Source organism: Deltaproteobacteria bacterium (assembly GCA_035063765.1).
Lineage (GTDB): Bacteria > Myxococcota_A > UBA9160 > UBA9160 > PR03 > CAADGG01.
This window is the reverse complement of the sequence record JAPSFT010000018.1, coordinates 71,364-93,956: the sequence shown is the minus strand read 5'-3', so window position 1 is coordinate 93,956 and position 22,593 is coordinate 71,364. Positions and strand designations below refer to the sequence as shown.

21 protein-coding genes and 1 pseudogene are annotated in these 22,593 nt (G+C 74.9%); 5 read left to right on the top strand and 17 right to left on the bottom strand.

Going from position 1 to position 22,593, the window contains the following annotated elements:
- Both OZ948_14325 and OZ948_14320 read left to right on the top strand, forming a co-directional pair.
- Nucleotides 1–1,390: hypothetical protein (locus tag OZ948_14325; protein ID MEB2345903.1), on the top strand; the 1,390-nt coding region annotated here is incomplete at its 5' end.
- A 113-nt stretch (nt 1,391–1,503) separates the two neighbouring features.
- The gene (locus OZ948_14320; protein MEB2345902.1) at nt 1,504–2,118 is read left to right on the top strand and encodes an L-histidine N(alpha)-methyltransferase; all 615 of its coding nucleotides are present in this window, start codon (nt 1,504–1,506) and stop codon (nt 2,116–2,118) included.
- Nucleotides 2,119–2,205: 87 nt separating this feature from the next.
- Here OZ948_14320 and OZ948_14315 read toward each other — a convergent pair whose 3' ends face one another.
- Together OZ948_14315 and OZ948_14310 are read right to left on the bottom strand one after the other, a co-directional pair.
- Nucleotides 2,206–3,447, bottom strand: coding sequence for a DNA polymerase IV (locus tag OZ948_14315; protein MEB2345901.1), 1,242 nt, complete (start codon nt 3,445–3,447; stop codon nt 2,206–2,208).
- A gap of 9 nt (nt 3,448–3,456) precedes the next feature.
- On the bottom strand, nt 3,457–3,948 hold the full coding sequence (locus OZ948_14310; protein ID MEB2345900.1) for a YdcF family protein: 492 nt from the start codon (nt 3,946–3,948) through the stop codon (nt 3,457–3,459).
- A gap of 61 nt (nt 3,949–4,009) precedes the next feature.
- On the opposite strand from OZ948_14310, the gene OZ948_14305 reads away from it, so the two are divergent.
- The gene (locus OZ948_14305) at nt 4,010–5,854 is read left to right on the top strand and encodes a M3 family oligoendopeptidase (protein MEB2345899.1); all 1,845 of its coding nucleotides are present in this window, start codon (nt 4,010–4,012) and stop codon (nt 5,852–5,854) included.
- A gap of 55 nt (nt 5,855–5,909) precedes the next feature.
- Here OZ948_14305 and OZ948_14300 read toward each other — a convergent pair whose 3' ends face one another.
- The 4 genes from OZ948_14300 to OZ948_14285 form a co-directional block, all read right to left on the bottom strand.
- Complete coding sequence (locus tag OZ948_14300) at nt 5,910–6,071, bottom strand: hypothetical protein (protein ID MEB2345898.1); 162 nt, start codon at nt 6,069–6,071, stop codon at nt 5,910–5,912.
- Complete coding sequence (locus tag OZ948_14295) at nt 6,068–8,122, bottom strand: carbon starvation protein A (GenBank protein MEB2345897.1); 2,055 nt, start codon at nt 8,120–8,122, stop codon at nt 6,068–6,070. Before OZ948_14295 ends, OZ948_14300 begins: the two co-directional genes overlap by 4 nt.
- 83 nt (nt 8,123–8,205) lie before the next feature.
- A complete protein-coding gene (locus OZ948_14290; protein ID MEB2345896.1) occupies nt 8,206–8,442 on the bottom strand; it encodes a hypothetical protein in 237 nt (78 codons plus the stop codon).
- Entirely contained in the window at nt 8,439–9,824 is a 1,386-nt protein-coding gene (locus OZ948_14285; GenBank protein ID MEB2345895.1) for an NAD(P)/FAD-dependent oxidoreductase, read from the bottom strand. Before OZ948_14285 ends, OZ948_14290 begins: the two co-directional genes overlap by 4 nt.
- A gap of 60 nt (nt 9,825–9,884) precedes the next feature.
- Between OZ948_14285 and OZ948_14280 the strand changes: the two genes are divergently transcribed.
- Nucleotides 9,885–11,471, top strand: a complete 1,587-nt coding sequence (locus tag OZ948_14280; GenBank protein ID MEB2345894.1) for a metallophosphoesterase — start codon at nt 9,885–9,887, stop codon at nt 11,469–11,471.
- Here the strand turns inward: OZ948_14280 and OZ948_14275 are convergent.
- The 5 genes from OZ948_14275 to polA all read right to left on the bottom strand — a co-directional run bounded on the left by OZ948_14275 (nt 11,396) and on the right by polA (nt 17,110).
- On the bottom strand, nt 11,396–12,301 hold the full coding sequence (locus OZ948_14275) for a hypothetical protein (protein ID MEB2345893.1): 906 nt from the start codon (nt 12,299–12,301) through the stop codon (nt 11,396–11,398). The genes OZ948_14280 and OZ948_14275 overlap by 76 nt on opposite strands.
- A gap of 243 nt (nt 12,302–12,544) precedes the next feature.
- The gene (locus tag OZ948_14270; protein MEB2345892.1) at nt 12,545–13,054 is read right to left on the bottom strand and encodes a hypothetical protein; all 510 of its coding nucleotides are present in this window, start codon (nt 13,052–13,054) and stop codon (nt 12,545–12,547) included.
- Complete coding sequence (locus OZ948_14265) at nt 13,041–13,547, bottom strand: anti-sigma factor (GenBank protein MEB2345891.1); 507 nt, start codon at nt 13,545–13,547, stop codon at nt 13,041–13,043. Before OZ948_14265 ends, OZ948_14270 begins: the two co-directional genes overlap by 14 nt.
- The gene (locus tag OZ948_14260; GenBank protein ID MEB2345890.1) at nt 13,544–14,305 is read right to left on the bottom strand and encodes a sigma-70 family RNA polymerase sigma factor; all 762 of its coding nucleotides are present in this window, start codon (nt 14,303–14,305) and stop codon (nt 13,544–13,546) included. The genes OZ948_14265 and OZ948_14260 overlap by 4 nt, the downstream gene beginning before the upstream one ends.
- Before the next feature lie 102 nt (nt 14,306–14,407).
- A complete protein-coding gene (polA, locus tag OZ948_14255; GenBank protein ID MEB2345889.1) occupies nt 14,408–17,110 on the bottom strand; it encodes a DNA polymerase I in 2,703 nt (900 codons plus the stop codon).
- Nucleotides 17,111–17,130: 20 nt separating this feature from the next.
- On the opposite strand from polA, the gene OZ948_14250 reads away from it, so the two are divergent.
- Nucleotides 17,131–17,454, top strand: a complete 324-nt coding sequence (locus OZ948_14250; GenBank protein MEB2345888.1) for a hypothetical protein — start codon at nt 17,131–17,133, stop codon at nt 17,452–17,454.
- On the opposite strand, the gene OZ948_14245 is transcribed toward OZ948_14250, so the two are convergent.
- From OZ948_14245 to lpxD, 6 genes and pseudogenes are all read right to left on the bottom strand, one after another.
- Entirely contained in the window at nt 17,451–18,131 is a 681-nt protein-coding gene (locus OZ948_14245) for a TetR/AcrR family transcriptional regulator (protein ID MEB2345887.1), read from the bottom strand. The genes OZ948_14250 and OZ948_14245 overlap by 4 nt on opposite strands.
- The gene (locus OZ948_14240; protein MEB2345886.1) at nt 18,128–18,640 is read right to left on the bottom strand and encodes a gamma carbonic anhydrase family protein; all 513 of its coding nucleotides are present in this window, start codon (nt 18,638–18,640) and stop codon (nt 18,128–18,130) included. Before OZ948_14240 ends, OZ948_14245 begins: the two co-directional genes overlap by 4 nt.
- 37 nt (nt 18,641–18,677) lie before the next feature.
- A complete protein-coding gene (gene cysK, locus OZ948_14235) occupies nt 18,678–19,631 on the bottom strand; it encodes a cysteine synthase A (protein MEB2345885.1) in 954 nt (317 codons plus the stop codon).
- 168 nt (nt 19,632–19,799) lie between these two features.
- A pseudogene (locus OZ948_14230) lies at nt 19,800–20,753 on the bottom strand (tRNA pseudouridine(13) synthase TruD).
- A gap of 3 nt (nt 20,754–20,756) precedes the next feature.
- Nucleotides 20,757–21,542, bottom strand: coding sequence for a ribonuclease HII (locus OZ948_14225; protein MEB2345884.1), 786 nt, complete (start codon nt 21,540–21,542; stop codon nt 20,757–20,759).
- Nucleotides 21,532–22,590: a UDP-3-O-(3-hydroxymyristoyl)glucosamine N-acyltransferase gene (gene lpxD / locus OZ948_14220; protein MEB2345883.1), complete on the bottom strand. Its 1,059-nt coding sequence runs from the start codon at nt 22,588–22,590 to the stop codon at nt 21,532–21,534. The genes OZ948_14225 and lpxD overlap by 11 nt, the downstream gene beginning before the upstream one ends.
- Nucleotides 22,591–22,593: the final 3 nt, after the last annotated feature.

Sequence of the window (22,593 nt, the reverse complement as noted above, 5' to 3'; positions counted from 1 at the left end):
CGCGCTCTCCCCCGCCCGCGCGCTCTGTTCACTGCTCTGGTTCCGGCCGGCCTCGCCCGCGCTCGCGCGCGCGGCGCGCGGCGCGCGGCTCGACGCCGCGCTCGCGGCCTCGCCGCGCGCGGCGCTCGCGCCACCGCGCGCGGCCGGCCCGCGCGCCGGCGAGGCCGTCGTACACATCGATGCGACGGGGAGCGGGCGCGTGTTCACGAGCGAGGCGGCGCTGGCCGGCGCGCTGGTGGCGCGCGCCGCCGCGCTCGGCGTGCCGGCAGCGGCGGCGGTGGCCGGCTCGCGCCTGGTCGCGGAGCTGGCGGCCCGCGACGCCGCCCGGCGCGAGGGCCCGGGCGCCACGCGCGTCCTCGCGCCCGGCGCCGACGCAGCCTTCCTCGCGCCGCTGCCGCTCGATCTCCTCGACCTCGACGACGCACTCGCCGAGACGCTCACCCGCTTCGGGATCCACCGGGTCGGCACGCTGCTCGCGCTGCCGGCCGCCGCGCTCGCCACCCGTCTCGGCTCGGCGGCGGCCGAGCTGGTGTCAGCGCTGTGTGGTGTCGGCATCCCGACGGAGGCCAGCGAGCCACCGATCCCGGCTCCGCACGAGGCGCAGCTCGAGGAGGCCATCGACCTCGAGGTGCCGCTGGATCGCCTCGAGCCGCTCTCGTTCGTGCTGCGCGGCCTGCTCGGGCGCCTGCTCGGCCGGCTGGGCGCACGCCATCTGGCCTGCGCGGAGCTCGAGCTGACGCTCCAGCTCTCGGCCGGCGCCGGCCGCAGCGCGCGCGGCGCCCGCGACGTGCGCCGGCTGCGGCTGGCGGCGCCGGCGACCGAGCCACGGCCATGGCTGCGCCGGCTCCAGGCCACGCTCGAGATCGACCCTCCGGCGGCCCCGATCGAAGGCTGTGCGCTCGCCGCCGAAGGGGTTCCCGCCCGCCGCGACCAGCTCGACCTGTTCCGGCCCGCCGGCCCCGCACCTGCCGCGCTCGACGAGCTGCTGGCAGAGCTCGAGGCGCTGTGCGGCCCCGAGCGGATCGGTGCCCCCCGGGTCCCGGACGACCCCCACCCCGGCGCCTGGGGGCTCGGGCCCTTCGCCCCGCCGCCCTCCGGCCCGGTCCCGGAACGCCCCCCTCCGCACGCGCTCGCCGTGCGCGCGCTGCGCCCGCCCCTGCCCGCCGAGGTGCGCGTGCGCGCCGGCCGCCCCGCCTGGGTACGCAGCGCGCTGGCGCACGGCGAGGTCGTGCACTGCGCCGGCCCCTGGCGCGCCACGGGCGGCTGGTGGGCCGCGGACTGCTCCTTCGCCTTCGACTCCTTCGACGTCGCCACGAGCGACGGCCTGCTGGTGCGGCTTCGCTACGACCGCATCCGCCACAGCTGGGAGATCGACGCGCTGTACGACTGATCCGGTCCCAGGACCCGGCGGGCAAGGTGCTCACACCAGCCTCCCGGCCCGGTCCCGGAGGGAGTGCTGCCCGGACCCTTCCGCTCCGACCGGCCAAGGGCTATACGCCCGCCATGCCCCATCCCCGCACGATCCGCAGGACACGCCCGGCGCGCGGCGACGCGCCCGTGCTCTTCTTCAAGAGCTTCCTCGAGAGACCGAAGGAGGTCGGCTCGGTGATCCCGAGCTCTCGCTTCCTCGAGCGCCGCGTCGCGCGCGCCGCCCGGCTCGGAAGCGCGAAGGTCGTCGTGGAGCTCGGCCCCGGCACCGGCGGCACGACCCGCGCCCTGCTGCGCCACATGGCGCCGGACGCGAAGCTCGTGGCGATCGAGATCAACCCGAAGCTCGCCGAACAGGTGCGCACGCGGATCCCGGATCCGCGCCTCCACGTCCACACCGGCTGCGCGGGCGACATCGACGAGGCCCTGCGCGCGGCTGGCGCCGGCGCGCCGGACGTCGTCGTCTCCGGCATCCCCTTCTCGACCATGCCGCGGGCGCTCGCGCTCGACATCCTGCGCGCGGTGCGCGAGGCCCTGCCGCCGGGCGGCCTGTTCGTCGCCTACCAGGTCCGCGACCGCGTGAAGGTGCTCGGCCGCACGGTCTTCGGCGAGCCGCGCAGCGAGCTCGAGGTGCGCAACGTCCCGCCGATGCGCGTCTACCGCTTCGAGAAGGCGAGCCAGCGAGCGTAGCGGGCGGCCCCCCCCGCGAGAGACCGGAGCCGCTGCGCAGCGGGCCCGGGGCGAGCGCAGTCCTCGGGCCGCCGGCGTGCCGGCCACCTACTCCTCGTCGCGCTCCCCCCGCTTGCGCTGGAGCGTGAGCCCGGCGCGCACCGCCTGCTCCTGGCCCGCGCGCACCACGGCCCGGGCGCCGAAGCGCTCGGTGATCGCGTCGAGCGCGCGGTTGAGCTGCCGGGCGCGGCCGCGCGCCGCCGAGGGCGCGAAGAGCGCGAGCTGCTCGTCGTCCGCCGCGACCAGGTGGGTCGCGCGGACGCCGAGCAGCCGCACCGGGACGGCCGGCGTGCGCTCGAGCAGCCTGCGGGCCGCGGCGGCCAGGACGGCGCCGTCGTCGGTCGGCTCGGGAAGCGTCGCGCGGCGCGTCACGACCGGGTAGCCGCGCGGACCCGGCGCCCGGCGGCGCGCGAGCTTCACCACGAGCACGACGGTGCGCGCGAGCCAGCCGTCGCGGCGCAGCCGCCGCGCCACCGACTCGGCGTGCTCGAGCAGCACCGCGCGCAGCTGGTCGCGGTCGGCGACGTCCCCCGCGAAGGTGTTCTCCTCGCCGTACGAGACCGGATCGCGATCGGGCTCGATCGGGCGCTCGTCGAGGCCGCGGGCAAGGGCCGCCGCGCGCGGGCCACCGGCCGCGCCGAGCAGACGCACGAGTGTGCCGGTATCGGCACGCGCGAGGTCGCCGACGGTCTCGAAGCCGGCGCGGCGCAACCTTGCCTCCGCGACCGGGCCCACACCCCACAGCCGGCCGACGGGCAGCGGGTGCAGGAAGGCGTCCACGCCCGCCGGCTCGATCTCGAGCAGCCCGTCGGGCTTGGCGGCGTCGCTCGCAAGCTTCGCGATCGTGCGGCTCGGGCCGATCCCCACCGACACGGCGAGGCCGACCTCGTCGCGGACCGCCCGGCGCAACGCCTCGCCGGCGGCGCGCGGGGGGCCGAGCAGGCGCCCGGTACCGCTGAGGTCGAGGAAGGCCTCGTCGAGCGAGAGGCCCTCCACGAGCGGCGAGAAGCGCCGGAAGACGGCGAACACCTGGCGCGACACCGAGGCATACTTGCGCATGTCGCCGGGCAGGAAGACCCCCTCCGGGCACAGGCGGCGGGCTTCGAAGCCAGGCATCGCCGAGCGCACGCCGAAGCGGCGCGCCTCGTAGCTCGCCGCCGACACGACCCCGCGCGGGCCGCTGCCGCCCACGATCACCGGGCGCCCGCGCAGCTCGGGCCGGTCGCGCTGCTCCACCGACGCGTAGAATGCGTCGAGGTCCGCGTGCAGGATGACGCGCTCGGGCGGCACCCCCGCAGGCTACCGGCGCATCCGCCCGAGCGCTGCGAGCGCCACGTCCCACGGCAGCCCGGCCGCCTCGCGCGCCAGCGCCCACAGCCAGGGCCCGGTACCGGCCGCGGCGCGCGTGCCGCGGGCCGGGGCCGCGCCCGCGCGGACGCCGAGCGCGCGCAGCACCGCGCGGCAGCGCAGTAGGTGGTAGTCGTCGCTGCAGGCGATCACCTCGGTGGCGCCGACCTCGCGCAGCACGCGCGCGCAGGCGCGCAGCGACGAAAGCGTGTCGGTGCCGGTCTCCTCGAGGACGACGCGCGCCTCCGGCACGCCGGCCGCCCCGAGCAGGCCCGCCATCACGCGCGCCTCGGAGGGCGGATGGTCGCCGACCGCACCGGTGACGAGGAAGCGCGTCGCGGGATCCGCGGCCGCCAGCGCGGCGGCGATGCGCCGGCGCAGGGCGCCGCTCGGGCGCCCCCCCGGCAGCACGCGCGCCCCCAAGACCACGATCCAGCGCCCCATCACTCCTCTCGCAGGCCTGCAGCGGTCGAGTCCGCCGCGCGGAGCCGGTATCGTCGCGCACATGAGCGAAGCCGCATCCGAAGCCGTTGCCGCCGCCGAGCGGGCCCCCGCCGCCGGCGAGGGTCCCGCCGCCGGCGTGACCTGGGACCTCTCCGATCTCTATGCCGGCCCCGACGACCCGCGCCTCGAGAGCGATCTCGCCGGCGCGCTCGCGGCGGCCCAGGCCTTTGCCGGGCGCCATCGCGGCCGGGTCGCCACGCTCGACGCGGCGGGCCTCGCCGCGGCCCTCGACGAGCTCGAGGCCTTCGAGGAGCCCGCTCACCGCGCGGGCGCCTACGCGCAGCTCCTCTTCGCCGCCGACACCGCGACCCCCCGTCACGGGGCCCTGCTCCAGCACGTCCAGGAGCGCAGCAGCGAGATCCGCAACGCACTCGTGTTCTTCGAGCTCGAGTGGGTGGCGCTCGACGACGGGGCCGCCGAGAAGCTGCTCGGCGATCCGGCGCTCGCGCGCCGCCACCACCTGCTCGCGACGATGCGCCGCCACCGCCCGCACCTCCTGAGCGAGCCCGAGGAGAAGCTCCTCGAGGAGGCAGCCAACACCGGCGCTCGCGCCTGGAGCCGGCTCTTCGACGAGACGCTGGCCTCGCTGCGCTTCTCCCTCGCCGGGCGCGAAGGAGAGAAGACCGAGGAGGAGATCCTGGCGCTCCTCTACGACCCCGACCGCGAGACGCGCCGGCTCGCCGCCGACGCCCTCACCCGGGGCCTGCGCGCGAACGCCCGCTTGCTCGGCTTCGTCTTCAACACGCTCGTCCAGGACAAGGCCGGCCGCGACCGCCTGCGCCGCTACCCCGAGCCTGCGGCCGACCGCCACCTCGCCAACGAGATCGAGCCCGCGACCGTGGCCGCCCTGCTGCGCGCCTGCGAGGAACGCTACGACCTCGTGCACCGCTACTACCGGCTCAAGCGCCGGCTCCTCGGCCTGGACGAGCTCCTCGACTACGACCGCTACGCGCCGGTCGCCGCCGCCGAAGGCCGGCGCTCCTGGGACGCCGCACGCGATCTCGTGCTCGGGGCCTACGGCGACTTTGCGCCCGAGCTCGCGGAGATCGCCGGCTCCTTCTTCACGGGGCGCTGGATCGACGCCGAGCTGCGGCCCGGCAAGCGCGGCGGCGCGTTCTCGGCCTCGACGGTCCCGTCCCTCCACCCCTACGTCCTGCTCAACTACACCGGCAACCTGCGCGACGTCGCGACGCTCGCCCACGAGCTCGGCCACGGCGTGCACCAGTACCTGTCACGCGGCCAGGGTCTCTTCCAGCAGGACACGCCGCTCACCACCGCCGAGACGGCCAGCGTGTTCGGCGAGATGCTGGTGTTCCGGCGCCTGCTGCGCGAGGAGGACGACCCGAAGGTCCGGCTCGGTCTCCTGTGCGGGAAGCTCGAGGACGCCTTCGCGACGGTCTTCCGCCAGGTCGCGATGACCCGCTTCGAGGAGGCCCTCCACGCGGCGCGGCGCCGCGAGGGCGAGCTCCCGATCGAGCGCGTGAACGCGCTCTGGATGGACGCCAACCGCCCGATGTTCGGCGACGCCGTGACGCTTCGCGACGACTACGCCTGGTGGTGGCTCTACATCCCCCACTTCGTGCACTCGCCCTTCTACTGCTACGCCTACGCCTTCGGCGAGCTGCTGGTGCTGGCGCTGGTACAGCGCTACGACGAGGAGGGACCCGCCTTCGTTCCGCGCTACCTCCAGATGCTGGCGGCCGGCGGCTCGGAGTCGCCGAGCGAGGTCGTGGCGCGCACGGGGCTCGACATCGCCGACCCGGACTTCTGGGCGCGCGGCCTCTCGCTGCTCGAGGAGCTGCTCGTGCAGGCGGAGGAAGCGGCAGCGGCGCTCCTGCCGTCCTAGCGCCTTCGCGGGGTTGCCGGGAACCCGGCTCGGAGGCGGTCCGTTCGCGCTCCTGCTAGCAACAGCTCGGGCGGCGCGCGGCGCGCTCCTCGAGTGCTCGGCGCGCCGCGGCCGCGTCGCCCGGGCTCGGGAGCGCGCCCGGCGCCGCGGCCCAGCCCAGGAAGCCGCGCAGGAAGTCGCGCAGGGCGCTCAGCGCGTTGCGGGCTCGCCTCGTCATGCTCCCATGGGCTCCGCGGCGGCCGCTGCGGGCCGCGAGCGCAGGGTCCGCCACCACACGCGCGCCGCGTCGAGCACGACGATCGTCACGAGGGCCATGAACAGCGCGGTGACGGCCGCGTCGAGCCGGTAGTTGAAGATCACGTGCTGGGTCCCGGCGATCTGCTCGGGAGCGATGCGGCCGGCGGCGATCTCACCGGCCAGGAAGTCGGCCTGGGCGAGGAAGCCGATGCGCCGGTCGGGATGGAAGATCTTCTGCCAGCCGGCCGTCATCGTGACGGCGAGCAGCCAGGCGAGCGGGAGCGCCGTCAGCACGCCGAAGCGCGCGCGGTGATACTTGACGAGGATCGTCGTCGCCGCGGCGAGCGCCGTCGCGGCGAGCAGCTGGTTCGCGATCCCGAACAGCGGCCAGAGCGCGTTGATGCCACCGAGCGGGTCGACGACGCCCTGGTACAGGAAATAGCCCCAGCCGCCCACGATCAGCCCCGAGGCCAGCAGGTTGGCCGGGAGCGACGAGGTGCGCCCGAGCGGCTCCCAGAGGTTTCCGAGCACGTCCTGGATCATGAAGCGGCCGACGCGCGTGCCGGCGTCCAGGGTGGTCAGGATGAAGAGCGCCTCGAACATGATCGCGAAGTGGTACCAGAGCGCTTTCGTCGCCTCGCCGCCGAGCGCGCGCGAGAAGATCTCGGCCATGCCGACCGCCAGGCTCGGCGCCCCGCCCGTGCGCGAGAGCAGCGTGGTCTCGCCGACCTGCCGGGTCAGCGCCTCGAAGGCCGCCGGGTCGAGCGTGAACCCCCACTGCGCGATCGTCTCGGCCGCCGACGCCGCGCTCGTGCCGATCATCGCGGCCGGCGAGTTGATCGCGAAGTAGGTGCCGGGGTCCATCACCGCCGCCGCCAGCAGCGCCATGATCGCGACGAAGCTCTCCATCAGCATCGCGCCGTAGCCGATGAAGCGCGCGTCGGTCTCCCGGTCGAGGAGCTTCGGCGTCGTGCCGCTCGAGATCAGCGCATGGAAGCCCGAGATCGCGCCACAGGCGATCGTGATGAAGGCGAAGGGAAAGAGCTTGCCCGCAAAGACGGGCCCGGTGCCGTCGACGAAGCGCGTGAGCGCCGGGAGCTGCACGTCGGGCCGGACCCAGAGGAGCCCCGCCGCGAGCAGGAGCACGGTCCCGATCTTGATGAACGCCGACAGGTAGTCGCGGGGTGCCAGCAGCAGCCAGACCGGCAGCACGCTCGCGACGAAGCCGTAGGCGATGATGGCGAGCGCGAGCGTCCTCTTGTCGAGGTCGAACCAGGCGCGCAGGGTCGGGTGATCGTGGACCCAGCCGCCACCCACCAGCGCGAGGAGGACCAGGCCGACGCCCCAGACGGTCGCCTCGGCCACCCGCCCGGGGCGGAGCCGTACCATGTAGACACCCATCGCGAATGCGATCGGGATCGTCGCCGACACCGTGAAGGTGCCCCACGGGCTTCCGAACATCGCGTTCACCACGACGAGGCCCAGGACCCCGATCAGGATCACCATGATCGCGAGCACGCCGATCGCGGCCGCGACGCCCCCGACCGGCCCGATCTCCTCGCGCACCATCTGGCCGAGCGATTTCCCGTTGCGGCGCATCGAGCCGACCAGGATCGTGAAGTCCTGCACCGCGCCGCCCAGCACCACCCCGATCAGGATGTAGAGCGTGCCCGGCAGGTAGCCGAACTGTGCGGCCAGGATCGGCCCCACCAGCGGCCCCGGCCCCGCGATCGCCGCGAAGTGGTGGCCGAACACCACCCAGCGGTGGGTGGGCACGAAGTCCTTGCCGTCGTCCAGGCGGTGCGCCGGCGTCGTCCGCGCGTCGTCGAGGGCGAGCACGCGGGCTGCCAGGTACGCCGAGTAGAAGCGGTAGCCGATCGCGTAGACCGAGGCGGCGGCGACCAGGAACCAGGTACTCGAGATCGCCTCGCCGCGCGCGGTCGCCACGACCGCCAGCGCCCCCGTGCCCGCGAGGGCAACGGCGATCCAGGCCAGCGTGGCGAGCGCCGAGGTGGGTCGGATCCGCTGCATCGGCGCGGCGCAGGGTATCAGCACGGCGCCAGCGGCGCCGCGCGGCGATGGGGAGCCGGGCGAAGCAGGCACCCCGGCTCCGCTCATGCAACCGGCCCGATCCTCGACAGCCAGGATTCCCGGCCCGCACAGGCCGACCAGATCGACTCGAGCCCCAACACGATGAAGGCGAGACTCGCCGCGATCCGGAACATCGTGTAGCCGGAGCCGAGCAGGAGTCCACCGATGCCGATGCTCGTCAGGCTGACACCCAGCGCAGCCGAGATCAGCCGGTAGACCGTCCTCGAATGGAAGGGCTCGCCCGGTTCGGGCTCGTTCACGAGCGGATCCCTCCATTTCCGTGCCTGCCGCCGGAGCGCCTGGACACGGCTCGGAGCCCCCGCCCGATCTCCGTCGCCGCGCGCATGCCCGAGGTCACTGCCATCTCGGTGTAGGGCCCGAGCAGGTAGTCGCCCGCGAAGGCGAGGCGCGGCGAGCGTTCGCGGCGGGCCTGGAACGAGGCGAGGTGGCGGAGGTAGCCGGCGTGGAACTGCGGGAGCATGGGGTCCCAGCGGTGCACCACGGAGGCGATCGGGGCGAGGCGTCCGATCGGGGTGCGCGCGAGCGCGTCGACGACGTGGCCGACGACGGCGGCGTCGGGGGCGTCCCACAGGCGCGTGGCGGCCTCGGCGGTGAGGGCTGCGTTGACGAGACCTGCGCCGGCGGGAGCGACGCCGCGCTTGTGGTGGTCGACGGCGAGGCCGTAGAGGCCGATGCCTTCGGAGCGCGGGAACGCGACGCCGTAGCCGGGGAGGCTGGCCGGGGCGCGGTCGGTCATGAGGAAGCAGATGATGCCACGGCCGTAGCGGACCTGGGCGAAGAACGCCTTCTCGGCAGGAGTGAGGGTCGCGCACGCAGCGGGGACCAGAGTGCCGGGGAGCGCCACGACGGCGGCATCGGCGAGCACGCGCTGCTCGCGGCCGTCGCGACGGCTGCGATAGGTGACGCGGGCCCCGTCGTCGGTGGTCTCGACGGCGGTGACCTCGCTTCCGACCCGCACCGGCACCTGCTCGGCGAGCGTGCGGGTGAGCAGACCCGTACCGCCCTCGAAGGCCTCGACGCGAAAGCCCGCGAGCACGAAGCGCAGGGTCAGCAGGGCGAAGGCACCGGAGAGCTGCTCGGGGTCGGCGTCGAAGGTGGAGGAGAAGGCGGGCGCGAGGAGGAACTCGCCGGCCTCGTCGCCGGCCACACGGTGCAGCCAGCTCGCCAGGTCCTCCCGGTCGAGCGGCGCCGCGCGCTCGGGGTGGTAGGGATCGAGCCTCCGACCCGCACGCACGAGCTCGAGGAGCAGCCGCGGGAGACGAAGCTTCGCGCGGGCCGAGAGCAGGCGCGAGCGCAGGAAGACGCCCGGCGAGGCGTAGTCACCGGCGTGCAGGTGGCCGCCTCTCAGGATCGCGTTGTGCGCGGGTGTGATCGCGTGGCGCCGTCCGGCGATCCCGAGCGCCGCCTCGACGAGCCGCATGTTGCGATAGCCGCTCGCGACGAACTGCGCGCCGCGGTCGACGACGAACTCGCCGCGCGCCGTGCGCACCCGCTCGCTGCGCATGCGGCCGCCCGGCTCGGCCTCGCGCTCGAGCACCTCGACGTCGTGCCCGGCGCGCCGGAGCCGCCAGGCGCAGACGAGCCCCGCAACGCCGCCCCCCACGACCGCGATCGATGCCATCGGCAGATCCTACCTGCCCCCGGCGCGTGCTTCACGACGCACCGTGGGTATCGTGGACACGTGCCGCCCTCCCCCACCGTCCTGTGGCCGGCCCCGTGCTGGCCGGCCGTCCTCGAGCCCGGCGAGCATCGCCTCGAGCTGCTGGTGGCGCACGACGGGGTCGATCGGGAAGCCCTCGCGGCGTGGGCAGCCGGGCTCGCGCTCACGGCGGCGGGCACCCGCCCGATGCCGCTGTCGGTCGAGTCGGTCGATGCGCTGGAGGCGCCGGCCGGCGACGCGCGGATCGGGCAGGCCGTGGCGGGTCTCGGCCTGCGCCGCGTCGCCTGCCTGGTTGCCGACGCAGCCGGCGCGCCGCCACCCGTCCCTCCGGCTCGCGCACGCGTCTTCGACCTCGTGCGCCAGGGAGGCCTGCTGCGGCCCCGCTGCATCGCGCGCCACGCGCGCGCCGAGCCGCTCCGCCTCGGCTTCGCGAGCGACCTGCACCACGCAGGGCTGTGGGACGAGGTGCACGCGGACCTGCGCCGCTTCGCCCCCGACCTGGCCGAGGCCGCCCTGTATCCCAACCTCCAGGTGCGTCGGCTGGTGGCGGACGCCAACGCTCGCGCCGCGCGCGGTGAGCTCGACGCGCTCGTGCTCGGCGGCGACCTGGTCGATCACGTCTATCGCGTGTCGCACGAGGGCCGACGCGGGGCCGCCGCCGACACCAACCTGCCCGGCCTGCTCGACGCACTCGCGGCGCTCGAGGTCCCCTGCTTCGCGATCCCCGGAAACCACGACCATCGGCTCCACCCCTGGCGGCCGCGCGCCTACGGGCTCGCCGAGATCGGTGTGCCCTGGCCGCGGCTGCGCGCGCTCCTGCGCGCGGCCGGCCGCTGGGATCCCTGGCCGCTGCGCCGGCGCGACCTCGATGCGCTGCGAACGCACGAGCCCGGCGGGCGCGACGGCCTCGCGCACCACCTCGCGCTGCTCGCACCCGCCCTCGACTTCACGCTGTGCTTCGGGGGCCTGCGCCTCGTCTTCCTGTCGACCGGCCGCGACGCCTTGTGTCGCTGGCGCGGCATCGAAAGGGGCCGCCGCCGCCTGCTCCTGCGCTCGCTCCGCTCGAGCTGGGAGCACCCTGACTCCGAGGGCCTGCGCGAGGAGCAGTTCGGGTCCCTCGTGCAGGCCCTGGATGCCGGTCGTGGCGGCGCCGCGGTGTTCCTGCACGCACCGCTCCTCCATCCACGCGGCCCCGTCGAGCAGGTGCTGCCCCGGCTCGACCCGGGCCCGCCCGACGGCCCCGCCGGACGCACCCGCTTCGAGCGCACGCTCTTCGCAAGCGGCCTGCGCCGGGGCGTGTTCTTCCGCAACGCGGCGCCCTTCCTGCGCGCGCTCGGTGCTGCGCGCGGGCCCCTGGCGGTGTTCTCGGGCCACGTCCACCGCGCCCACGCGTGGCGCTGGGACCCCCGGCGTGGCGACGCGCGATCGTGTCGATGGCCGGTCGTCGGGGAGCCGGGTGTCCTGTTCGCAAACGCCCCTGCCGTGGCGCTCGGGCCGTCGGGTGAGGGGGGCGAGGGGGACGAGCGGCCCGGCTACCTGGTCGCGACCTTCGCGGACGGCGCGCTGCACCGGCTCGAGCGCGCGCCGCTCACCGGCGCCGCCGACTGAGCGCCGCGCCGCCGGCGCCGGGCCAGCACCGACAGCGTCCCGAGGCTCGTGGCGCCCGCCGCGGCCGTGCCGGGCTCCGGCGCCGCGATCTCGAGATCGAGCAGGCCGAAGGCTGCGATCTGTGCAGGGATCCCTCCCGGCGGCGCGGGATCGACGCCGATCGCGATCGGCGTCACCAGCCGGACGCGCATCCATCCGCTCCCCAGGACGGCCAGCGACCCCGATTCGCTCACCTCACCGCCCTCGACCGGGACCGACGCGGTCCCGATCGTCCAGGGCGCACCCGCTAGGGTGAAGGTGAGGTGGAGGACCGGCACCTCCTCCTCGCCGCCCACCCCCACGACCGACAGCGGAATCTCGAGCGGGATCGACTCGTCGCACGCGAAGATCACGCAGACGCCGACGATCCCCGGCTCCGCGGGAGAGCCAGGGAGACGCAGCCCCATCGTGCCGCCGAGCGTGCCACTCTGGGACGTGAACAGACCCGCCTCGTTCTCGAAGCTGCCGACCAATCCGGTGATCGGCTGGAGAGCCGGATCGGTCACCGGCACCGTCACACCCGCTGCCGAGAGCAAGCCGCCCTGCAGCGTGAAGCTGCCGAGCGTGGTGGCGGTGCGATTCACGTCCACGGTGCCGGTCGCCGTGCCCTGGGCGGGTGCGATCAACGAGTACGAGGTGCCGAGCGCGTCGATCCGGATCGTCAGACGACCCGCCCGGAACGGGACCACGACGGCCGCCACGGGCTCCGCGAGTCCGGCGGCCAGCGCCACGCTGGCCAGCACCCCGAAGAGCACCCGCCGGAGCGCCGCCACCGACACGGTCGCGCGCATGCCCCCCCCTTCCAATCGGGGCAGCACTATATCAGCTCCGGGATCCCTGCCACCTGCTCCCCTCCGTGGCGGGAGCCGGAAGAGGAAAGGCCCGAACACCGCCTGGCGTCCGGGCCTCCCTGGGAAGGGGATGTATTCGTGCTGTCATCAGGGAAGTGGCGTGCTTTGGAGAAAGGTGTCAGCCGGGGCCAGTTTTTTTCGAGCGCAGCCGCTTTTTTTTGACCGAGCCACCCCCCGGGGGGGCTATTCCGCTGGGAGGCGGGGCTCGAGCGTGAGGATCAGCTTCCCGTCGTCGTAGCGGTCGACGCCGATCACCACCGGCTGGCGATCGGGGACGCGCATGTCGGAGTGCATGGTGTTCTCGATGTCGACCGCGAGCAGCACGCCTCCGGGCCCCATGTGGAGCGGCCGCACCCGCACCCGCTTGCCGGTAGGGAGGTCGAGGCCTCCGACCTCCCCCGTGCGGAGGTCGAGCCGCCGGCGCTCGATCACGCGCAGGCTCTGGTAGCGGAAGTCGTCGCGAAGGCGCTCGTGGAGCTGGGCAGCCGCCGGGTCGATCGGCCCGGGATGGAGGGATGCGTGGCTGACCGTGAGGTCCAGCGCGACCCGCCGCACCGTCTGGGCGAGCGCCGGCCCTGCGAGGAGCAGGATCGCGAACAGGAGCGCGCCGATCGGGAACGGGCCCGGCGCGGGCGCGAGCCGGCCGCGCGGCCCGCCTCGGCCGGGGTCGGACGCGCGCTCAGATCCAGACACTGCTCGCGTCCTCCGCGCTCTGGACCCCCTGGTCGTCCATCAGCCAGATGATCGTCGCATCACCCGGCGCATCGAGCACCATGACGGGACGACCGTGCGTGTTGAGCGAGCGCACCACGCTTCCGGCCTGCGAGCGGAAGACCTCGGGCGGACCCACGAGCACCAGCAGCGCGATCGCCGCCGCGACGACCCCCGCACCGAGCACCGGGAAGCCGAAGCCGGCACGGCCCGGGCGCCGCTGGCGCCGGGCCGGCGGCGCTGCGCTCGAGCCGCTGGCGGGCAACCGCCAGCGGATCTCGCTCCACACGTCCGGAGCGGGAGCGGCGTCCATCGAGTCGCGCACCCATGCTCCGACTCCGGCGAGCTCCTCCAGCTCCCTGCGACAGCCCGCGCAGCCGTCGAGGTGGCGCTGCAGCGTCCAGCGCCGCAGCCGCCCGAGCTCTCCGTCGTGATAGGCGTCCAGCAGGGGACCGATCCGCTCGCAAGCGCTCATTGCGCGCCTCCCTCGGCCGTGCCGGCCCGCCCCGGATCCACCACCCCTGCCCGGCGCAGCAGCTCCTGCACCCGGCGCCGCGCGTAGTGCAGGCGGCTCATCACCGTGCCCTTCGGAATCGCGAGCGCTTCGGCGATCTCCGCATAGCTGAGCCCTTCGACCTCGCGCAGGATCAGGGTCTCGCGCGCGGCATCGGGCAGCTCGTCGATCGCACGCGCGAGAGCCGCCCGGAGCTGGCCTCGGTCGAGCGCCGCCTCGGGGTCCTGCTCGTGCTCGCGGAAGGTCATCTCGTCGGCGGGCCGGGCGTCGGGCGCCCCGAGCCGATCGAGGTCCGCGGGCTCGGGCGTCGTCAGGATGCGCGAGGAATGGTCGCGGCGGCGCGCGTCCAGGCACAGGTTCATCACGAGCCGGTACAGCCAGGTGTAGAAGCTCGAGCGGCCCTCGAAGCGATCGAGGTTCACGTAGGCCTTCAGGAAGGCGTCCTGCACCGCGTCGCGCGCGCGCTCCTCGTCGCGCAGCACGCGCAGCGCGAGCCGGTACGCGCGCGCCTGATAGCGCTCGACCAGCACGCGGAACGCCTCGGGATCACCTCGGCGGGCCCGGTCGACCGCTTCGCGATCGTCGGGGCCCGATCCGTCGGGAGACGCCGTGATCGCCCTGCTCTCCTCTGCGCGCCCCCGGCGATCGGACCGCGAGGCCGCGCCCACCCAGCCGGACAGCCCGGACGGGGCAGGTAGCGTAGACGTCAAGACCGTCATCAGAGGCATCATCGGCAGACCCCACCTCCGGGCGCTTCGACGCTCCCTCCCGACGGCTATTCGCGGCTGACCCCCCGAGGGGTCGACCTCGCCACTCGATCGCTAGTGGGCCTCCCGCCAGTTGCGACCCGAGCCCACCTCGACGACCAGCGGGACCGCCAGCGTGAAGACGGCCTCCATGCACCCTCGGGCGAGCTGGCCGACCGGCGCGGCCGCCTCCGGGGGCGCCTCGAAGACCAGCTCGTCGTGCACCTGCAGGATCATGCGGCCGGGCAGCCGGGCCCCGGCGAGCGCGGCGTCCACCGCGACCATCGCCTTCTTGATCAGGTCCGCCGCGGTCCCCTGGATCACGGTGTTGACCGCCATCCGCTCGGCGGCGCTGCGCAACACGCGGTTGCGGGAGCCGAGGTCCGGCAGGTAGCGGCGCCGCCCGAGCAGCGTACGCACGTAGCCCTGCTCGCGCGCCCGCTCGACCGTCTCGTCGAGGAAGCGGCGCACGCCGCGATAGCGCTCGAAGTACGCGTCGATGGTCTTCTGCGCGTCGCCTGCCGCGATGCCGAGCTGGTTGGCGATGCCGAACGCGGTCGAGCCGTAGATGATCCCGAAGTTGATCGCCTTCGCGCGCGCGCGCTGCTCCGCGCTCACCGCCTCGGGCGCGATCCCGAGCACGCCGGCCGCCGTGCGCCGGTGCACGTCCTCCCCGCTGCGGAAGGCGGCGAGCAGCTCCTCGTCGCCGGAGAAGTGCGCGAGGATGCGCAGCTCCACCTGCGAGTAGTCCGCCGACACCAGGAGCCAGCCCTCGCGCGCGACGAAGGCCTCGCGGATCCGCACGCCCTCCTCGCTGCGGATCGGGATGTTCTGCACGTTGGGATCCGACGCCGAGAGCCGGCCCGTCGCGGCGCCGGTCTGGTGGAAGGTCGGGTGGATCCGGCCGGTCTTCGGGTCGACCAGCGGCGGCAGCGCGTCGACGTAGGTGCTCTTGAGCTTCGCGAGCCGCCGGTAGGCGAGGATCCGCTCCGGCAGGGGATGCTGGGTCGAGAGCTGCGCGAGCACGGCCTCGTCGGTGGAGAATCCGGTCTTGGTCTTGCGCACCACGGGGAGCTTCAGCGTCTCGAAGAGCACCGCCTGGAGCTGGCGCGGCGAGCTGATCTGGAACGGGCCGCCGGCGAGCCGGTGGATCTCGGCCTCGATCCGCGTGAGCTCCGCCTGGTACTCGCGCGAGAGCGAGGCGAGCACCGCTTCGTCGACGCGCACACCTGCACGCTCCATCCCCGCGAGCACCGCCGCGAGCGGCATCTCCACCTGCTCGTAGAGCTCGCGCAGGCCGTCGGCAGCGAGGCGCTCCTCGAGGATCGGCAGCAGCTCGGCGACGGCGCACACCTCCTCGGCCGCCCACGCGGCGAGGGCGTCGACGGCGAGATCGGCCGCCGCGGTCGCGCGGGCGCCGCGGCCCGCCAGGTCCTGCCACGAGGGCAGGCGCCGGCCGAGATGGAGCGAGGCGAGTGCCGGCGTCGAGCGCGCCGCCGCCGGATCGAGCAGGAAGGCCGCGATCTCGACGTCGCAGACCGGCGCGCGGGGCGCTTGGCCCGCCTCGCCGAGCCAGCACGCCAGCGTCTTGGTGCTGCGCCCTCCCCAGGGCCTCTCGGCGAGCAGGCGCCCGATCCGCTCCGCAGCCTGCTCGGCGCGCAGACCCGGAGCCTCGAGCACCGAGCGGTGGCCGAAGGGCACGTAGGCCGCATGGCGGGGGTCGATTGCGAAGACGATGCCGGCGAGCGGCTCGCGCAGCGCCGGGCCCCCGACCGGGACCGCGATCACGCGCGGCCCTGCGGCGAGCCGCGCGAGCAGCGCGTCGAGGGCGGCCTCGTCACGGACCACCTCGCAGGCGACCGGCACGCGCCCCTCCCCGGGCGAGGCGGCGGGCCGCGGCGCCGCCGTGGCCGCGTCGCCGGCCTCGAGCTCGGCGAGCAGGCGGCCGAACTCGAGGCGCCGGAACAACGCGTGCAGGCGCTCCCGCTCGGGCTCGCGGCGGGCGAGAGCGGCCAGCGGGACGGGCAGCACGACGTCGCGCTCGAGCGCCGCGAGCCGTTTCGAGAGCCGCGCCTGCCCGGCCTGCTCGCGCAGCGCGTTGCGGGTGCGCGCCTGGGGGATCTCGTCGGCGTGGGCGAGCAGGTTCTCGAGGCTGCCCCACTCCGCGATCAGCTTCGCCGCCCCCTTGTCGCCGATCCCCTTCACGCCGGGGATGTTGTCGCTCGCGTCCCCGACCAGCGCCCGCACGTCGAGGACCTGCTCGGGCGGTACGCCGAAGCGCTCCTCCACCTCGCTGCGGCCGTAGCGGCGGTTCTTCATCGTATCGAGGAGCTGCACGCGCTCACCCACGAGCTGCATCAGGTCCTTGTCGGTGGACAGGATGGTGGCGCGCCAGTCCGGCGGCAGCCGGGCCACGAGCGTCGCGATCACGTCGTCGGCCTCGAACCCCGTCACCTCGAGCACCGGCAGCCGGTAGGCGTCGACCAGCTCGCGCACCACGGGAAGCTGCGCCGAGAGATCCTCGGGCTGGGCGTCGCGGTTCGCCTTGTAGGCGGGGTAGATCTCGCTGCGGAACGGGGCTCCACCGGGTGCGTCGAAGACCACGACGACGTGGTCCGGCTGCTCCTCGCGCAGGGCCTTGTTGACCATGTTCACGAAGCCGTAGGCCGCGTTGGTCGGCGTGCCGTCGGCCGTCCGCAGCGGCGGGATCGCGAAGAAGGCGCGGTACAGGCAGTTGGCCGCGTCGACGATCACGAGGTGGTGGCGGGGAGCGGACACGGTCCCGTAGCGTAGCGGCGATGGAAGGCAGCCCGCGACCGCCGCCGCACCGGCCGCGCCCTGCGGCGCCGGCCTTCCGGCCCCAGTTCACGCTGCTGCTGCTCTACTTCTTCGGGCTGCTCCTGTTCTTCGCGCTGCTGCTCGCGCTCCCGGCGCTGCTCGAGGCGTTCCGCGCGCTCCCGCCGCACGAAGGGCCGCTCACCGACGCGGAGCGCGCGCTCGCCGCCGACGTCGCGCGCGAGGCGCTGCACGGACGGCTGCCCTACGCGGTGATCGCCGCCCTGCTGGCGCTCGGCCTGGGCATCTGGACGCGCTCGCTGCCCGGCCTGCGCCAGCGGCCCTAGGGCCGCGCCCGCTCCGGTACGGTGAGCCCGCGCAGGGCCAGCTCGATCGCGTCCTCGAAGACCGTCTCGAGACCCCGGCGGCGCAGGTCGCGCGCCGCCTGCGCGTGGTCGCTCGCGATCAGGCCGTTGGCCATCGTCCACAGGATGTGCGCGACCTCCCAGGAATCGTGCGGCGCGAAGACCCGCTCGCGCACGCCGCGGTCGAGCACGTCGGCGAGCAGGCGCAGGCACTGCTCCCACAGCCCGCTCACCTCGGTGACGACCGCGGGCGGCAGCTCCCCGATCACCTGCTCGTTGGCGAGCGCCCAGAAGATCTGGAAGTACTCGCGGTGCGAGGTCCAGTGCTGGAAGTAGAAGCGCGACAGGCGCCGGACCTGTTCGGCCGGGGCGAGCGCCTCGTCGATGCAGCCGCGCATCTTGCGCTCGAAGCCGTCCGCGTTCTCGGCCAGGACGGCGACGTAGAGCTCCGCCTTGTTCTCGAAATAGCGGTAGAGGGTCCCCTTGGCGACACCGGCCCGCTCCGCAACCTCGTCGAGGTTCGCCGCCATGAAGCCGTCGCGGAAGAAGACCAGCCGCGCCGACTCGAGGATCCGCTGGCGCTGGAGCGCCCGCTTCTCGGCACGGCGCGGGCGCGGCGGCGGCGCAGCCGGACGGCGGGCGGAGCCGCTCTCGCTCATCGCCCGCTCCTCGGGTAGGCGCGCGCCGTCTCGACGTACTCGAGCGCCCGTTCGCGCTGCTCGCGCAGCTCCTCCTCGCGGAGCGGGCGCACGACGCGGGCCGGCACCCCGTGCGCCAGGTGGCGCGCCGGGATCTTGGCTCCCGGTGGTACCAGGGCGCCCGCCCCGACCAGCGCCTCCTCGCCCACCTCGGCCCCGTCCAGCACCACCGCGGCAATCCCCACCAGCGCGCCGTCACGCACCGTGCAGCCGTGGACCGTCGCCCGGTGGCCGACGGTGACCCCGTCTCCGATCCAGGCCGGGAAGCGCTCCTTCGTGACGTGCACGACGCAGTGATCCTGCAGGTTGCTGCGCGCCCCGATCCGGATCTGGTGCACGTCGCCGCGCACCACGCTGCCGAACCAGACGCTGGTCTCGGGTCCGATCACGACGTCGCCCACCACGACCGCGCCGGGCGCGAGCCAGGCGCTCGGGTCGATCCGGGGGATGCGCCCCCGATGCGCCAGCACCAGCGGCCCGCCCGGCCCCGCGGTCGTGGAGCCGCTCTCAGACGTCGTCGCTCCCTTCGTAGCGGAAGGGCGCGAACAGGTCGGTGTTGAGGTAGCGCTCGCCGAAGTCCGGAACGATCACCACCACGAGCTTGCCCTCGTTCTCGGGCCGCTTCGCGTACTCGACCGCGGCATGGACGTTGGCACCCGAGGAGATCCCGCACAGGATCCCCTCCTCGGCGGCGAGCCGGCGCGCCATCACGAAGGCCGGCTCGTTGTCGACCTGGATCACGCCATCGAGCAGCTTCGTGTCGAGCACCTCGGGGACGAAGCCCGCGCCGAGGCCCTGGATCTTGTGCGGTCCGGGAGGGCCTCCCGAGAGGACGGCGCTCGTGGTGGGCTCGACGGCGATCGCCTGGAACGAGGGACGGCGCGCCTTGATCGTCTGCGCGACGCCGGTGATCGTGCCGCCCGTGCCGACGCCCGAGATCAGGGCGTCGATCTTGCCATCGGTGTCGCGCCAGAGCTCCTCGGCGGTGGTGCGGCGGTGCACGTCGGGGTTGGCCGGGTTCTCGAACTGCTGCGGCATGAACGAGTCGGGGATCCTCGCCAGCAGCTCCTTGGCCTTGTCGATCGCGCCGCGCATGCCCTTCGGCCCCTCGGTGAGCACCAGCTTCGCGCCGAGCGCGCGCAGGACGACGCGCCGCTCCGGGCTCATCGTCTCGGGCATCACCAGCACGCAGCGGTAGCCCTTCACCGCTGCCACCAGCGCCAGCGCGATGCCGGTGTTGCCGCTGGTGGGCTCGACGATCACGGTCTTGCCGGCGGCGATCCGCCCGGCGCGCTCGGCCGCCTCGATCATGGAGAGCCCGATGCGGTCCTTCACGCTGGCGGCCGGGTTCTGGCTCTCCAGCTTCGCGACGACGGTGGCGTGAGCGCCGCGGGTGACGCGGTTGAGCCTCACGAGCGGCGTGTTGCCGATCAGCTCGGTCATGTCGGCGGCGATCTTCACGTGGGGATTCCTCCGGGGGAGGGCGCGCTGCGCCGTAGCGTCCGCGCCGCCGTGCCCCGGATCGCCGGAGGCGCGGCGAGACGGCTCGGAGGGACGAGTGTACCCAGCCGCCGGGTCCCCGTCAGCGCAGCCGCGCGCGTCCTCGAAGCTGCCGAGCAGCTCCTCGAGGAGCACGGTGGCATAGCTGCCGGCGGGCAGCGTGAAGCGGAGCCGGAGCGTGCCGTCCGCGTGCTCGCTGGCCGCGTCCCCGACCGGCACGCGCAGCGGCCGGCGCGCGCCGCGCAGGCGCAGCCCGGGCGGCGGGTGCCGGAGCCACTCCGCGTCGACACCCCACACCTCGAGCGCTGCGCGCTCGCGGGCGGCGGGGGCGCCGGCGGGCGCTGGCGCACGATCCCCGGCGCCGAAGATCGGACCCGTCGCGCTGATCTCGAAACGTGCGGCGCGCGGACCCTCGCGCGCGAGATCCTCGACGAGGAAGAGCCCACCCGAGGCGACCACCTGGGCCACGTCGCCGGGCTCGACGGCAGCGAGCGACGCGGTGCGCCGCGCCAGGGCCTCGTTGAAGACGGCCGCCTGCAGAGCCGACACCAGGAAGCGCGCGACGCGCCGATCGCGCAGCCGGAGCTCGCCCGCCAGCACCGCGCGGCCTCGTTCTGCGTTGTCCGCCTGGCGTCCGAAACGCTGCGCACCGAAGCGGTTCGGCAGGCCCGTGCGCAGCAGCTCCGCGAGCCGCTCCTGCGCCCGCGCAGCGAGGCCGGCGTCGACCTCGCGCACCACGATCGCGAAGGCGTTCCCGCGCAGCTGGCCGGTGCGCAGCTTGTGCGGATGGCGGGCGGCCTCGAGGACACGGACGCCCGGCAGCTCGAGCGCGAGGGCGCGGTCGGGGTCGAGCCCCGGGACCGAGAGCCACTGGCGGGTCAGGCCATGGCGGTCCTTGCGGCCCGCGTAGCCGATGTCGCGCGGCGCGGCACCCGCCGCGCGCGCGAGCGCACGCGCCACCTCCTCGGTATCGCGGCCCCGCTTCTCGATGCGCACGAAGGTGTGCCCGCCGGTCCCGACCGGCCCGTAGAGCGGCAGCTCGTCGACGACGAAGTCCCCGGGCTCGACGCGGATCCGCGGCACGGCTCAGAGCAGGGTCGGCTGCGCGCAGGGCTGGAACGAGCGGCGATGCGCCGGGCACGGACCGAGCCGGCGCAGCGCGGCCAGGTGCTCGCGGGTGGCATAGCCCATGTGGCGGGCAAAGCCGTAGCCGGGGTGCTGGTCCTCGAGCCGGCGCATGATCGCATCGCGGTGGACCTTGGCGACGATCGACGCCGCGGCGATCGAGCCGTCCCGGGAGTCGCCCTGGACGAGCCGCGTCTGGTGACAGCCTGTGCCGGGAACGGTGCGGGCGTCCACGAGCAGGTGGTCCGCGGCAGGCGCCAGCGCGACGACGGCACGGCGCATCGCCTCGAGCCCGGCGCGATAGACGTTGAGGCGATCGAGCTCGGCCGGCTCCACCTCCCCGACCGCCAGCGCGACGGCCTGCGCGCGAATCGCCTCCGCGAGCCGCTCGCGCACGGGCCGCGGCACGCGCTTCGAGTCGTCGAGTCCGGGCAGCTCGACGCGGTCGGGCAGGATCACCGCGGCGGCCACCACCGGTCCCGCCAGGGGGCCCATCCCCACCTCGTCGACGCCGGCCACGTGCTGCGCCCCCGCGCGCCGCAGCTGCCGGCGCAGGGCGAAGAGCCGCCCCACGCGCGCGCGCTCCGCGCGCGCCTCGGCGAGCCGCCGTTCGACGCGGCGGGCGAGCGCGCCCGCACCCGCGCGCGGATCCCCCTCGAGGGCGCGCAGCAGGCGCGCAAGCTCGCGCGCACCCGTGGCCTCGCGTGCCCGGGCGATCAGCAGCGCGAGCGGCAGCTCATCGCTCATCCGCCCCCCCTTCGTCGCCGCCGCGCAGCCCGAGCCGGCGCTCGACGGCGCGCAACCGGCGCAGCATCTCGGGAAGCCGCGCGAAGGCCGCCACGCTCTTGTGCCAGCGGCGCTCCTCGAGGGCCGGCGCGCCCCACACGCGCGAGCCCGGCGGGAGGTCCCGGTGGAGTGCTGCGCGGGCGCCCAGGAACGAGGCGGCGCCGATCCGCAGGTGGCCCGCGCTCGCCGTCTGCCCCATCAGGATCGCGCCGCGGCCGACCGTGGTCGAGCCTGCGAGGCCGCTCTGCGCCGCTAGCAGCACGTCCTCTCCGACGTCGCAGTTGTGCGACACCACCACCAGGTTGTCGATCTTGGCGTTGCGGCGCACGCGCGTCTCTCCGAGCGTTGCCCGGTCGATGGTGGCGTTGGCGCCGACCTCCACGTCGTCCTCGAGCACCACCCGGCCCACCTGGGGGACCTTCACCGGGCGGCCCGTCTCGTCGAGCGCGTAGCCGAAGCCGTCGCCGCCCAGCACCACGCCCGGGTGCAGCACCACGCGGTCGCCGACCTCGACTTCCTCGCGCAGCACGCAGCCGGCGTGGAGCACGCAGTCCGAGCCGACCCGGACGTCGGGATAGAGCACCGCGTGCGGGTGTACCACGCTGCGCGGCCCCACCACCGCGCGCGCGCCCACCACCGCCAGGGCGGCCACGTGGGCGCTCGGGTCGATCCGGGCGTCGGACGCCACCACCGCCCGTGGATGGACGCCGGGCTCCGGACGCTCGACCGCCGCGAGCAGCGAGACGGCGCGGGCGAAGTCGAGGTCCGGGCGCGGCGAGCGCAGCGCCGGCCGGCCGCCGGCGTCGAGCCCGGGCGGCAGGATCACGGCGCCTGCGCCGCTCGCGGCGAGCGCGCGCGCGTAGCTTGCCGAGCGCGCGAAGCTCAGGTCCTCCGGGCCCGCGCCGGCGAGCGGTGCCACCCCGCGCACGACGAAGCGGCCGTCGCCCTCCACCTCGCGCCCGAGTGCGGCCCCGAGCTCGGCGAGCGAGACCGAGCGGACTCGCGGCACCGC